This window comes from Enterococcus sp. AZ109 (genome assembly GCF_051714625.1).
Classification (GTDB): Bacteria; Bacillota; Bacilli; order Lactobacillales; family Enterococcaceae; genus Enterococcus_A.
The window spans coordinates 3,023,573-3,037,635 of record NZ_JBIOSF010000001.1 but is presented as its reverse complement, the minus strand read 5'-3'; the positions used below and the strand labels follow the sequence as shown (position 1 = coordinate 3,037,635).

Genomic DNA, 14,063 nt, shown 5'->3' with positions numbered 1-14,063 from the left:
ATTGCTTTACACAAAGTAAGGACTCAAGAATCCATTGATCCTTGAATCCTTGCTTGATCTTATTTTGCTGCTGCTTCGCGTTTTAGTTCTTGTTTTGTAGAAAGCATTACGAAAGGTACGTACATCGCAATGGAAATAACTAAGTTCACTGCTGATAATACGGCACCAGAGATACTTTGTGTTGCTAAGAACCCACCTAAAATTGGCGGTGTTACCCAAGGTGGCATAAATGTTGCTGGCGGTACTAACCCCCATTTAGTAGCAAAGTAGGCAGTAGTCACACAGACCATTGGTGCCAAAATAAATGGAAAGAACATGATTGGGTTCAATACCAAAGGCAGACCGAACATCAACGGTTCGTTGATGTTGAATACACCTGGAGCTGCTGCCAAGTTGTTCACTACCATGAAGGCTTTATGTTTGCGACCAACTAGATAAATTGCGATGATTAGACCAAGTGTTACCCCAGTACCACCCATGTTAACAAATGAATCGATAAATGGTTTGTTTACAATATAAGGAGCTGCTTTACCTGCATTAATTGCAGCCATATTTGCTTCAATTGCTGGTGCATTAATTGCTTGCATGAATGGATCGATCATGTTGGCTCCGTGTAACCCGAAGAACCACAAGAATGGTGTAATGAAAGCAATTAATAGTGCTGAACCGTAAGAATTCGCTAATCCCATGAATGGTTCTTGAACCATTTCGTAGAATGCCGCAAACATATCTTCAACTCCGAAAGCACCGATAACTGCTGCAACTAAACCAAATAGACAAATAGTAATCATTGCTGGGAATAACGCCGCAAATGATTTAGCAACTGCTGGCGGCACACCGTCAGGCATTTTAATAACTAATTTTGGGTTACCGATCAGACGACGGAATAATTCAGTAACAACGATGGCAACGATTAAGGCTACGAATAAACCAGTTGAGTTCATTCCGCTGGTAGCTGCACCTAATGTGAAGAAGCAGGCTACAGAAACGACACCCGTTGATACGCCATCTTTACCATAACTGTTAGCTAAGTTGTAAGCCACTAAGAAAGCGACAAACACTGATAGAATACCGAAAGTACCGTTCCAAATACCCCCACCAAAGCCTTTCCAAGATTCGCCACCGAAAATGCCGTTCATGAAATCGCCAAAGGCTGGAATCGTTAATGACAAGTTGTTGATCATTACTGCTAAAGCCCCTAAAATCATTAAAGGCATCGTAACCATAAATGAATCACGGATTGCAACTAAGTGTCGCTGTGCCCCAATTTTAGACGCAATCGGGATAAAACGCCGTTCCATAAAATTAATAAATCCATCCATTTTAAAATTTCCTCCTAGTTCGATAATAAAATACTCATTTGTCTTAGAAAAAATGATTCTGATCTTCACCACGGGTACCATCCAACTAAACTTCTCGGTTCCCTAATGGCGCATGATTTGAGTTTTGGTTGCTTTTTTATTCAACGGTCAAAAGTTGGACTGGAAGCCTAGTTTTAAAAATAATCGTAAAATGATTGCTTGCCTTTTGGAAAGGAAGCCATGATTTTTTGATTGTTTACTTCAAATTTGTCTAACAAGCATCCTTCCTCTAAGGATAAGTTGCCTAAAATTAATTCCGTCCAAGCGTGGATGTTGCCGCGAATGTCGGGTTCTAACCCTTCCACCCACTGGCACTCACCAGTTTTCAACCGCCAGATTCCCTGATTCCAAGGACATTGCTGATCCTCAGTAACCTCCACGATTAATTCGTCAGCATCAATTGGTAATTGACTAAATAATTGCGGTAAATTGATGATTCGACTCATCATGTAAGGCGTCAATTTAATTTCCAGTGAATCTTGCTCAGCAAAACATACTTCCATGCATTCATGCATTGGTGCTGCATATTCAAACCAGCTAAAAGACGAAACGTGCGCCTTCATGTAGGTCACTAATTTTCGTAAAGCAAAGCCATTAAGATAAACCAGTTCATCCACTAGGAAAGTGTCTCCCTGCAGACGATAGATCATATAGCCTTGAGCCTGCTGATTTTGGTCATAGCATATTGCGTAAAAACGGTGAGTATAATACTCCTGCAGGCGTTCCCACCACCAGTCCTCTCTTGCCATTGTCCCAACTTGATTGCTGGTTAAAGCCTCTTGATAAAGAGTTTTAATTATTTGCTGTGTTTCATCCCAGGTACCTCGGTTGATTTCGCCTTTTTTTTCACTAATCACGTGAGCAAAAGCCGCGGCAGGTATGCGGTACTTTTTTTGCTGGCTGGTATTTTCGTAGCCAAACTGCCGATAAAAGCGTTGAGAAAAAGGTGCTAACTGGGAAATTACGACGCCACTATCGTATAAGTCCGTCAAAATTTCCTGCATGATTTCTGAAACACCACCGCTTCCGCGAAACTCAGGATAACTGGCTACATAGCCAATTCCTGCCATCGGCACTATTGCCTCGTAGACCTTCGCTTGGAAATGATTGACCATCACTAAACTGCTCAGTTGTTCGTGATGGAAAGTGCCGAAGCAATCGGCATGCTGATAACGCGACAAAAACAACGAATCGTCAATAATTGGCTGCTGCTTGTTAAAAGCATATTCAATTAAACTCGTTACCGCTTGCAAAGTTGCCTGATTTTTCGGCAGCTTCATGAGACCATCTCCTACTCGTCAGCCAAGCGTTGGTAAATATCAACGACTTCTTTTGCTAAATCATTGAAGGTAATGCTGGTCATCAAATGGTCTTGGCTGTGAACTGCTAATAAAGTAACCGTCATTTGATCCCCTTGCGCTTCTTTAGTTAACAACCCGGTTTGGGCATGGTGTGCTTCTACCAATGCTTCATCTGCTTCAGTCAGTTTGGTTCTAGCCAGCTCAAAGTCATTTTTCTTTGCAGCTTGAATCGCTTCCATTGCATTGCTTTTGGCGTTTCCGGAATTCATAATTAAACCCATGATTGCTTCCAATTGTTCTTGTGTCATTTGATCGCTCATCTTGCTAACTCCTTATTGATCCATCAAAGTAATCGCTGTATCTAAGACACTTTCGCCATTCATCATGCCGTAGTCTTTCATGTCGATAACTTCTAATGGAATATTTTTTCCTGCTAATTTTTCATCGAATTGAGCTTTCATAAAACGAACTTGTGGGCCTAACAATAAAACATCCACAGGATTTTCTGGATCATTTAATTTTGCATCTGCTTCTGAGGCAGACACGGCAAAAATATCCGCTTCCATTCCTCTTGCTTCAGCTGCTTTTTCCATTTTAGTAACTAATAGGCTTGTGCTCATTCCAGCGGAACAAACTAACATAATTCTTTTCATAGTGATACACTCCTTAAAGTTTTTTATTTTCACTTTTATATAAAGCAATTACTGTGCCAACTTTTCATGTGCACGGTAGTTGATATGATAAGGTTTTCAATTTACACACAAAAAAACTAGAATTACACACTGTGCAATTCTAGTTCAATACTATTGTCCAATAAAGTTTTTACGATATACGCTTTGTCGTCTTCTGTCAATTGTACACCAAATTGGTCTTCAATCGGTTTTAGCTGCAACGTCACTTCAGCAAACATCGAAATATTGGCTTGACGATAGCTGTTCACATCTTTAAAGATTGGGCGTGGCAGATCTTTTTTGATCTTGTCTACCAAGAAAGCAATGTGAATCATCAGCCCTTGTAATACATTCGTATCAATAATCATCCCACGACTTTTCCGAATTCGCTGAATGGCTTCTTCCGTTGCGAAAAACAATTCGTTGACTGCGATTTCCGGTGAGAAATCTTGCGTTAAAGAATCCACCATCTCCGGCAGAGAAATCTTAGTGCCTAGAATATCTTGAAATTCTAAGATTTTTTGCCGATTAAATAGATTCAAGGCTGGAATAAATGGAATCTGCTGGTAATGGATTTCCATCGTCCCAATAATCGCCGCAATTTCTTTTTGGGTGATCAATTGATCAATACGATGCTTGAAACTTTCTCGTTCCAGCGATTGCATCTGGACTACTTCAAACTCGTTGGCATCTACTAGCTGTGAAACCACCTGATTCAGTCGTTTAGACACCCCCTCACCGGTAAAACAGGCCACGATAATCACTCGTTTGCCCTCTTTAGGTGAAGGTTCTTCTATTTGAATCACATTCGTAAACATCGTCATAACACTGTGGTAAATATCCTCTAGTGAACGGCCTAGCGTAGCTAAACGCAAACTTTCCAATACAAGCATCGTGCTAGCCATGGAAATCACTTTAGTTCGTATACCCATTTCATGATAAATTAAATTGCCAAAGTTGTTTGGTGAACCCATATCTGTTAACAAGATAATTCCTTCTGAGAACTTCTCTTTCTCAGCTGCAATGTAATTGCGCATCGTCCCATACATTTCCTCGGTCTTGACCGTCAGCGGCATGTTAAATGCAATGCCGTCTTTAGTGCCCAGCAAATCCTGAGCTGTTTCCAACATGCTAGAAGCTGTGGATTTTCCGTGCATGACAACAATCACCGCTACTTGCCGTTCATCTGGATGCTTGTCTTCACTGATTTCCATCGTTAGGAACATCGTAATAAAGCCAATTTCATCCAACGGAATCATAATATTGTACGCTTCTTCAATATGCCCTGACAATTCAATCGCCAATTGAAATTCTTTGGAATATTTTTTGCGGATTTCATTTAAGTTAGGATGAGGAATGATTTGATCTGCCTTGATTCTTTCAATAGTAGAATTCAGGTGCAAGGCAAAAGCAAAACGAACCTTTTCATCGTATTCCCGCTGCAGTTTTTCACCAGCAATTTCGTATAATTCATTGGTTAAATGCCACAAATCATCGGGGATAATCTCGCGATAGGCATTTGTATGGGAAAGTTCTTCAACATAGGTCTCAAAATATTGATCTACGTCGTTAGAGATTAATTCTTCTAGGTCAATCTCCGTCAGGTTTTCTTGATTCAAAGTATCCAATTTATAAGTAATGGAATGATAGACTTCCATACTTTTTGCTGGATCTTGTCCCCAGACTACTTCTTCAGTTCCCGGCTTGAAGCTCATATAAAGATTTTTTTTGTCTAAAAAAGGCCCCAAATCTGGCTGCTCTTTCATTCGTAGGAGCCCTTTTTGTACATTGAGTGGCAGGTCATCTTCGGTAATCATCAATTTATCCAGATCACGGTTCGTTTGGTAATGTAGGAATGCCTTGGCACAGACTAATTTTAGATCTCGTTTTAGCTGTCCGATATTGCCTTCAGCAGTATAGAGTAAGAAACCCAACAAGCTGCGTTTATCTATTGTAATATCTTCCATTAATCGGTTGGCTTCCTGCTGCAAAAATTCTTTAATAATTGCCAAACGTTCATCTAAGGAACGCTCAGCCAAGGAGGGTAATTCAATTTGCATCGGAATCCGTCGGTTAAAGGTGGATAAGAATGTTGAGCTAGTTTCCGTTGTAGCTCCAAGAATTTGAACAGATGCCGTTTTTTCTTGGCTGTCGCCTAACGGTCGAAAAATACCCTTATCAATAAAAGTAAAAAGCATCTCTTGGCCTTCTGGTGGTAAACGATGAATTTCATCTAAAAATAAAATGCCGCCATCCGCTTGAGCCATTAACCCCTCACGGCTTTCTTCTGCACCAGTAAACGCTCCTCGCTTTACCCCAAATATATGTCCGTATAACAATTGGGGATTTTGGGCATAATCGGCACAGTTAAAGGTTATAAAAGGTGCACTCGCATCTAAAACCCCGGCTGAAACGGCAAATCGATACATACATTCCGCAAACATTGTCTTCCCGGTCCCAGTCTCACCGAAAATAATAGTGTGCAACCCTCGTGGGGGATATAATATTGCAGCTTTCGATTTTTGAATCTGACTTTTCAAGGACTCTTCGCGACCGATTAGGTTATCAAAGTTAATGTGGTTCTCGCTTGATTGAACCACCATTTGAAATTTCACAGGTCGTCCATCAATTTTCTTCACTAATCCGTCTTTGGTTAGTTCGTTTAAATAGCGACTGATGTTGGTACGATCCATGGACATTTTATCGGCTAATTCCTGTGCGGTCATTTCCTGTTTGTGTTCCTTCAAAAGGTCTAACACTTCGTCTTTTCTTGCTTTCATTTTCAGCACCTCCTGACATGAAGTGGTATACACCGGTTCCTATTATACAGCTTTTTCTATTCAATAACTAGAGTATTTGCGAATAAAAGAAATCGATTACAGGATTATTTTTTGTAGAAAAAAGAACAGACACAATGGCCTGTTCTTCGGTCTACTATTTTTGTTCCATAGCCGCTTTTAACGCTTGAGCTAACGCGCTTTCCTGTGGCTCTGCTTCTTTGTTAACCTTCTGCAACAGGCGACGTTCTTCATGCTTGGTCATTTTTTTACTGCGTTCTTTTTTGTCCAACATTTTCTCAGTCGTGCCATCATACTTGCAACGGAAGTACGATCCCTTTTTACCATCAATGATCTCCATTTTACGGTGACATTGTGGACAGCGATGGTTGGAGACTTTTGGTTCTTTACGACGACGGTAATTACATTCTGTATTGGTACAAATATAAATCTTCCCGTCGCGAGTATTCTTTTCTCTTAATAAAGAGCCGCATTCGGGACATTTCTTTTGGGTGATCGAGAAATCTTGGTATTTTTGTTCGCTTTGTTTGACTTCTTGCACCAATTTTTTCGTATCTTCTTCGATTTCCTTCAAGAACTGTTTGCTGGAATAACTGCCTTGAGCAATAGCTTCCAGCTGCTTTTCCCATTTTTCGGTTAGTTCTGGTGTCACTAATGAAGGATTAACCAATTCCAACAGCTGCTTGCCTTTTGGCGAGACTTGCAGACCGCTGTTGGTACGTTCCATCAGTTCAGATTTGATCAGCTTTTCGATAATTTCTGCACGTGTTGCCGGTGTACCTAAGCTGTGTTTTTCCATTAAGCCTAAAAGCGATCCTTCATTTAGTGGCTTGGGCGGTGAGGTTAAGGCCTTCTCAATAGTAAAGTCAGGGACAACACGCATATCCTTCTTCCATTGAATTGCAGGCTTTTCATCTTCTGATTTCTTCCAACCAGCCACTAACACCTTGCTTTGACGAAAAGTAAAGGTTTCTTTGCCAAATGCGACTGTCACCTTTTGTTGGCTTTCTTTATGGGCATCGGCGAATAAACCTAAAAAGCGGGTAACAATCATGCTGTAGATCCGTTGTTCATCGTTGGATAACTTTTCGTATCGCGGACGTTGTTCAGTTGGGATCAGCGCATGGTGATCGGTTACTTTGCTGTCTTGGAATACTCGTTGCTGCTTGACTTGGGCACCATTTTTCAAGTACAGCTTCACTTCTGGAGCGAAATCACTGATAGCTTGCAGGCGTTCTTTCATCGTAGCTTTCATATCACTGGTTAAGTACTTGCTGTCTGTTCGCGGGTAGGTCACAATTTTGTGGATTTCATACAGACTTTGAACGATCGATAAGGTTTTCTTAGCCGAGAATTGATAGCGGGCATTGGCTTCTCGCTGAATTTCGGTTAAATCGTAAGGTAGTGGTGCTGGCTCTACTTTTTCTTTCTCACTAATTTCTGTCACTGTGCCTTTTTGTTGACTCAGTTCTTTGACTAAGCTTTCAGCATTTTCCCTCTCAGTGATGCCGTAAGGATTTTTCTGGTTCAGTTTGGCCTTTTGTCCTTCTACTTGTAAAGAGAGGACAAAATAGTTTTGCGGTCGAAATTTTTCAATTTTTCGTTCTTGCTGGCGAACCAATGACAAGGTTGGTGTCTGAACACGACCGGCTGAAAGACTGTCTTCGTATTTTACTGTTAGTGCCCGTGTTACGTTTAGGCCGACTAACCAATCGGCTTTAGCACGAGCCAAAGCAGAATAGTAAAGATTGTCGTATTCCTTAGCGGGTTTCACCTTTTTAAAGCCGTCGTTGATCGCTTTTGGTGTCTGGGAAGAAATCCACAGACGTTTCACTGGTTTATTAAATTTAACATACTCTAAAATCCAGCGAGCTACTAGCTCTCCTTCACGTCCGGCATCAGTAGCGATGACAGCTTCAGAGATGTCGCTGCGTTTAGCCAGTTGTTGGATCGTTTTTAGTTGCCCTCGTGTTTTGGGTAATGGCTTGATACCGATATGTTTTGGAATCATCGGCAAAGTTTCCATCTGCCAGCTTTGCCATTCTTGGTTTAAGTCTTCGGGCATTTTTAAGCTCAATAAATGACCAAGGGCCCAAGTTACAATCACATTGGGTCCTTCAAAGTAATTTTTATGTTTTTGGTTCGCGTTAAGCACCTTGCTTAAATCTTTTGCAACACTTGGCTTTTCCGCTAGTATTAGTTGTTTCATAAAATTCCTTTCTGCTTTCAACAGTTATTGCTTGATTGTCCATTAATAAGGCCAAACCCCAATACTGTTGAAGATAATCGTCGCATTCTTCACACCAACGTTCATCCTCTTCATTCCAGAACGCACTTAAATAATTTTTCTTGGTATTATGATATGTATAATCTTGAGAGAGAGCCTCCCAGCGCTCGTCAAAATATTTCTCAGCTTCGTCAAAGTTGTCGAATTGCTTTTCCTCGGTGATGTCTTCTTTCCAATCTTCAAAAAACCACCATGGTTCATTGTCGCCATACATGGTAATAACCTGATACATTTACACCCCTTCTTTCCATTGACATCATAAGCATCCATTTCAATTTTTTCAAGTGTTCTGTTTCAAGTGCTCGCTTCAGTGGAAGTGATTCTCTTTAGTTTAACACAATATTTTTGCGTTTTTCTTAATTCTACTTTATCACAGTCATTTGGGATTTGATATTCTATTTTTTAGGTTTATAATGAAAATGTTTTGAAAACAAATGAAAGAAGGCAGAGCAATTGTGTCTGAACGAATCAAACAACGACTCTTTTCGCCGAAACCAACTTGGCAGAAGAACTTAATTGTGCTTTGGTTTGGTACCTTCATGGCAGGGATCGGATTTAGCTTGGTGATGCCTTTTATGTCCTTTTACATTGATACTTTGGGCCATTACACTAGTCAAGAATTGAATTTGTGGAGCGGGGTAACCTTCTCTTCCACTTTTTTAATCACCGCCATTGTCTCACCTTTATGGGGGCGCTTGGCTGACCAAAAAGGTCGAAAGTTGATGTTGCTGCGTGCATCGTTAGGGATGGCAGTTGTGATCGGCCTGATGGGTCTAGTGACTAATGTTTACCAATTAATTGGCTTGCGGCTTTTACAGGGAGTTTTTTCTGGATACATAAGTAACGCCACCGCCTTAGTCGCCACCGGAACCCCAAAGGAAAAAAGCGGCCAAGTTTTAGGAACTTTATCCACTGGATCAGTGACTGGAAGCTTACTAGGGCCTTTAGTCGGCGGAGCAACCGCTTCAATCTTTGGGTATCGTTACACTTTTTTTATCACCAGCAGTATCCTTTTTCTAGTCTTTCTGCTAAGTGTCTTCTTCGTTCATGAGGAATTTACACCGATTGAGAAAAAAGACATGGTACCAGCCAAGCAAATCTTCCAAGAGCTAAAATATCCACATTTAATTTTAGGGATGTTTCTAACCACGATGATTATTCAAGCCTCTAATAATTCCATTAGCCCGATTATTAGCTTGTATATTCGTCAATTGATGCATAATCACGGAAACATAACCTTTGTTAGCGGTATAATTGCTTCGATTCCCGGTATTGCTACTTTGATCGCCGCTCCACGGCTAGGGCGTTTAGGGGATCGAATTGGCAGTGAGAAGATTTTGGGGATTGGGTTACTCTTTGCGATTGTGGTTTATCTGCCGATGGCGATCGTGCAAAATGTCTGGCAGCTGGCCTTCCTGCGCTTTTTAGTCGGCATTTCCGATGCTTGTCTGTTGCCAGCGGTGCAAACCTTGATTACCAAGTATTCCCCTCATCAAGCAGCGGGTCGGATTTTCAGCTACAATCAATCCTTCCAAGCAGCCGGTAATGTCGTGGGACCGATGATTGGCTCTAGTGTGTCATCTATTTTTGGATACCGAGGCGTTTTCTTATCTACTTCGTTACTAGTACTAGTTAATTATTTTTCGGTTCATCGCAATACCAAGGGAATTGCCAAATCTGAAGCTTTTCATCAGAAAAAAGAAGAAAGCATTGTCCACAAATAGGACAATGCTTTCTTTTGTTATAGAAGTATAAGTAGTTCGTGTTTGACAAGCTTGTTTATGCTTTTATTTTCTTAGCAAAGAAGATGGCACTGAACAGCCAGCAGCCATAATACAGGCACATCATCAAGAAGGGTTCACGTGCATCGAAGCGATACGTGTACATCACCATAGAAAGCATGCCGCTGATACAGGCAATACCTACATACAAAAGCTTGAAGTCACGTTTCATCATTAAAATACTATAGCCGGTAATAATTGCACAAATGCCGCACGTGGCGACAACGTATAAATCTGCACTATTCATTTGCACAACTCCTTTTTGAACAGTTTATCACAAAAATTCTCAAGATATAAGCCAACGTCAGAAGACTATGTGTTCAATCAAGAGTTAACTAAGTTCTTTTATCTTAGAAATTCGTGCTTTGACTAGAAAGAACACGCCACTCACTACCCAAAAGGCTAAAAATAGCCCTTTGCAAACAACGATCTCGTTTTCCGCAAAGTGATCGATGTAACAAACGAAAGAAACTAACCCAGTAAACATCCCTATTAATATGTACGAAAATTCCCGTTCGCGATAAAACAACCATCCGCTATAAGTTGTAATCACCCCAAATAACCCACACATTACAACGACAAACAAATTGAATACTGACAAGATTATCGTCCCCTTTTAATGATTATTATATCATATTCTAACCTTTCTCTCATCTCATTCATACAAAAAAACCTTGAATAAACTACCCGCTGAAAGGCAGTCATTCAAGGTGATTATTTTCGAAAAGGCATGTCCTGTTTTTATGCCTTATTTAAGTCAGAGTTACGCACTTCTATTAAACGTATTGTAATACTTTTGCTTCTTGATAAGCGTGATCGATTAGACCGCCGCCTAGGCATTCCATGCCATCGTAGAAAACGACAGCTTGACCTGGAGTGATTGCTCGTACTGGTTCGTCGAATACGACTTTCGCACGATTACCGTCTTCTAAGTACACAGTTACTGGTACGTCTTGCTGACGGTAGCGGAATTTCGCTGTTGCCCGGAATTCTTTTGGCTTGTCTTCATTTGTAGTAAAGTGAATTTCGCTAGCATCTAAGCTAGTTGCATACAATGCTTCGTGATGGAAGCCTTGTCCAACGTAAAGCGTATTAGTGCTTAGGTCTTTACCCACCACAAACCATGGTTCTTGTGTTTTCCCGCCGCCGCCAATGCCTAGACCTTGACGTTGACCTATGGTGTAATACATCAAACCATCGTGTTGTCCTTTAATTTCGCCATCTAATGTTACCATGTTGCCTTTTTTAGCAGGCAGATAGTTGCTCAAGAATTGTTTGAAGTTCTTTTCACCGATGAAGCAAACGCCGGTTGAATCCTTCTTGTTGGCAGTAGCTAAGCCAGCACGTTCTGCAATGGCACGTACTTCAGACTTTTCCATACCGCCTAGAGGGAACATTGTTTTTGATAGTTGTTCTTGAGACAATTGGCTCAAAAAGTAAGTTTGATCTTTGTTGTTGTCGACGCCGCGAAGCATGTGAACAACGCCGTTTTCATCCTTAGTAACTTGGGCATAGTGTCCAGTTGCCACATAATCGGCACCTAGATCCATTGCATAGTCTAAAAAGGCTTTGAATTTAATTTCTTTGTTGCACATTACGTCGGGATTTGGGGTCCGTCCAGCCCGGTATTCTGCTAAGAAATATTCGAAAACACGGTCCCAATATTCCTTTTCAAAATTGACCGAATAATAAGGAATACCGATATGGGCAGCGACTTTTGCTACGTCCTTATAATCCTCGGTTGCGGTACACACACCGTTCTCGTCGGTGTCATCCCAATTCTTCATAAAAATCCCAACAATGTCATAGCCCTGCTCTTTTAGTAAAAGAGCTGTGACTGACGAATCCACGCCGCCGCTCATTCCCACGACAACTCTTGTGTTGCTGTTCGACACATGTATCACCATCATTTCAATCTAGATTCCGAAAACTCTACGATTTGAAGGTCGCAACTTTTCAGTAACACGTATTATACGATAAATTATTCGATTTAGGGTGCAAAAACATCGAAACTTTAAATTTTCGTTAAACTCTCTGATTATCAAAGGATTTTTGAGCATTTGCTTTTTTGTATTAGTTGTATTAATATATATAATACAAAGGAGGCGTTGAACATGATCTTAGAAATTGATTCTCGTTCAGATGAGCCGATTTACCTGCAACTGCGCAAACAAATCATTATTGGCATCGCTAAAGGGGAACTGCAGCCCAATGAACAGCTGCCCACCGTTCGGCAAATCGCCGACGAGCTGGGGGTTAACGCCATGACCATCTCCAAGGGTTATCAGCTATTGAAGGAAGAAGGCTACTTGCTGACCGACCGCCGCAAAGGAACCTTGGTGGCTCCCCTGCCGGTAGAAAAAAAGACCGAGAAGGAAGTAGCCCTTACCTTGCTTTTAGCGGAGCTGTACCTGGCGGGCACCGATGAAAAAGAAATTGAAGGAAAAATTACCGATATTTTAACCAGCTTTGGGAAAGGAAGAGACAAATGAATTTAATCATGTGGATCATTTTAGTGTCCTGCAATTTGCTGATGGCTTTTATCTTGTCATTGGCCGCTAAGCCTCATAATCATGTCATTATTGAAAACACCCTTCCCCCTGCTAAACTGGATGATCCTCAGGTGACCAGCTTAGCCAAGGAGTACCGTCGCCGACAATTTCAATTTGCGGTGCTGATAAGTGCAGTTGAAGCGGTGATTTTACTGTCGATGCGGGATTTCTGGTTTATGCTGCTGTTTTTCGTAATGCTGTTTGTGTCGATGGGCACCGCCTATTTCCTGCAAATTCGCTACATTCGCAAAATGCGGCAGTTGATTGAGGACAACAACTGGCAGTTGGAGGAAGCGCCGGTGCAAATCAATACCCAGCTGGTGTTGAAGAAAAACGATAAGTTAGTTTCTGGGAAATGGTTTATTTTGGCGATTGGGTTATGCGGTGGCTTATTCTTCTTAGCCCATTCTGTGCCGGGGAGCTTGCTTATTTTTTTGACATTGCTTTTGGTTGAAGCACTGATGGTAGGCGGCTGGTATATGGTGGGGCGCTTACCGGTACGGGCCTTAACCAGCGATCAGGAAATCAATCGCCAGTATAATGATCTGACGAAATATTATTGGTCGGTGTTAATGATTGCCGCAGGAATTCTAATGCCCTTCATGGTTTACCTGCCGCTGCTTTCAATGGATATTTGGCAAGAACAGTTTGCTTTATTGACGACTTTGGAGGTGGTTTTGCTGCTGTTAATCATTGTCTTTTCTTTCGGTTGGCTGATCGCTTTGCGAAACAAACAGGATCAGCTGTTGGCACAGTCGGAGGATTTTCGTTACCAAGGAGACGATTATTATTGGCGCTATGGTATTTATTATAATCCCAATGATACCCGCTTCATGGTGCCGGATCGCATCGGCTTGAATCTGACAGTCAACATGGCGACGACTTCTGGGAAAGTTATGATGGGAATCAGTGGAGTGATTTTGGTGGTTGCCATGATTACTACCACCGTGCCGCTGTATATTTTGGACTATCATCCTAACCCTTTTGTGTATCACGTGGATAATCAGGAAATCACGCTGGATGGTCCCTTTTTGCGGGAACGGCAAATTGCTTTGGCTAATATTCAGCAGGTTTCATTGGTAGAAAAGCTTGGTCGCGGGGTGAAAACTAATGGCTTTGCGACGGATTATTATGCCATGGGAAATTTCCGCCTAAGCGGCAGGCCCTCTGATTTATTAGTGATCCATGCTTCTCACCCAATCTTGAAGATCGAAACTTCTGACCGGGATTATTATTTTACAAGTAAGAAGCCACAAGAAACCGAAGAAGCCTATCGGGAGATTCAGGAAGTTCTAAAATAAGTACAAAAAGA

At 41.4% G+C, this 14,063-nt stretch carries 13 protein-coding genes; 3 read left to right on the top strand and 10 right to left on the bottom strand.

Annotated features, from left to right (window positions below):
• Positions 1–59: 59 nt before the first annotated feature.
• The 7 genes from IGI42_RS14970 to IGI42_RS14940 form a co-directional block, all read right to left on the bottom strand.
• Positions 60–1,322 carry a PTS sugar transporter subunit IIC gene (locus IGI42_RS14970; RefSeq protein WP_438716666.1) on the bottom strand — a complete coding sequence of 421 codons (1,263 nt, stop codon included), beginning with the start codon at positions 1,320–1,322 and terminating at the stop codon, positions 60–62.
• Positions 1,323–1,495: 173 nt separating this feature from the next.
• Positions 1,496–2,641 carry a GNAT family N-acetyltransferase gene (locus tag IGI42_RS14965; RefSeq protein WP_438716665.1) on the bottom strand — a complete coding sequence of 382 codons (1,146 nt, stop codon included), beginning with the start codon at positions 2,639–2,641 and terminating at the stop codon, positions 1,496–1,498.
• A gap of 11 nt (positions 2,642–2,652) precedes the next feature.
• Entirely contained in the window at positions 2,653–2,970 is a 318-nt protein-coding gene (locus IGI42_RS14960) for a PTS lactose/cellobiose transporter subunit IIA (protein WP_438717058.1), read from the bottom strand.
• Between the two features lie 24 nt (positions 2,971–2,994).
• Entirely contained in the window at positions 2,995–3,321 is a 327-nt protein-coding gene (locus tag IGI42_RS14955; protein ID WP_438717057.1) for a PTS sugar transporter subunit IIB, read from the bottom strand.
• 116 nt (positions 3,322–3,437) lie between these two features.
• Complete coding sequence (locus IGI42_RS14950; protein WP_438716664.1) at positions 3,438–6,113, bottom strand: sigma 54-interacting transcriptional regulator; 2,676 nt, start codon at positions 6,111–6,113, stop codon at positions 3,438–3,440.
• A gap of 154 nt (positions 6,114–6,267) precedes the next feature.
• A complete protein-coding gene (locus IGI42_RS14945) occupies positions 6,268–8,340 on the bottom strand; it encodes a DNA topoisomerase III (RefSeq protein WP_438716663.1) in 2,073 nt (690 codons plus the stop codon).
• Positions 8,279–8,650, bottom strand: a complete 372-nt coding sequence (locus tag IGI42_RS14940) for a DUF1033 family protein (RefSeq protein ID WP_438716662.1) — start codon at positions 8,648–8,650, stop codon at positions 8,279–8,281. The genes IGI42_RS14945 and IGI42_RS14940 overlap by 62 nt, the downstream gene beginning before the upstream one ends.
• 223 nt (positions 8,651–8,873) lie before the next feature.
• Between IGI42_RS14940 and IGI42_RS14935 the strand changes: the two genes are divergently transcribed.
• Positions 8,874–10,142, top strand: coding sequence for a multidrug efflux MFS transporter (locus tag IGI42_RS14935; protein WP_438716661.1), 1,269 nt, complete (start codon positions 8,874–8,876; stop codon positions 10,140–10,142).
• A gap of 55 nt (positions 10,143–10,197) precedes the next feature.
• Here IGI42_RS14935 and IGI42_RS14930 read toward each other — a convergent pair whose 3' ends face one another.
• From IGI42_RS14930 to mnmA, 3 genes are all read right to left on the bottom strand, one after another.
• The gene (locus IGI42_RS14930) at positions 10,198–10,446 is read right to left on the bottom strand and encodes a hypothetical protein (protein WP_438716660.1); all 249 of its coding nucleotides are present in this window, start codon (positions 10,444–10,446) and stop codon (positions 10,198–10,200) included.
• A gap of 84 nt (positions 10,447–10,530) precedes the next feature.
• Positions 10,531–10,800 carry a hypothetical protein gene (locus IGI42_RS14925; protein WP_438716659.1) on the bottom strand — a complete coding sequence of 90 codons (270 nt, stop codon included), beginning with the start codon at positions 10,798–10,800 and terminating at the stop codon, positions 10,531–10,533.
• A gap of 175 nt (positions 10,801–10,975) precedes the next feature.
• Positions 10,976–12,106 (bottom strand): tRNA 2-thiouridine(34) synthase MnmA, encoded by a 1,131-nt coding sequence (gene mnmA, locus IGI42_RS14920; protein ID WP_438717056.1) that lies wholly within the window; start codon positions 12,104–12,106, stop codon positions 10,976–10,978.
• A 207-nt stretch (positions 12,107–12,313) separates the two neighbouring features.
• Here mnmA and IGI42_RS14915 point away from each other — a divergent pair, with 207 nt between their 5' ends.
• The gene (locus IGI42_RS14915; RefSeq protein ID WP_438716658.1) at positions 12,314–12,691 is read left to right on the top strand and encodes a GntR family transcriptional regulator; all 378 of its coding nucleotides are present in this window, start codon (positions 12,314–12,316) and stop codon (positions 12,689–12,691) included.
• Positions 12,688–14,052 (top strand): PH domain-containing protein, encoded by a 1,365-nt coding sequence (locus IGI42_RS14910; RefSeq protein WP_438716657.1) that lies wholly within the window; start codon positions 12,688–12,690, stop codon positions 14,050–14,052. Before IGI42_RS14915 ends, IGI42_RS14910 begins: the two co-directional genes overlap by 4 nt.
• Positions 14,053–14,063 lie beyond the last annotated feature (11 nt).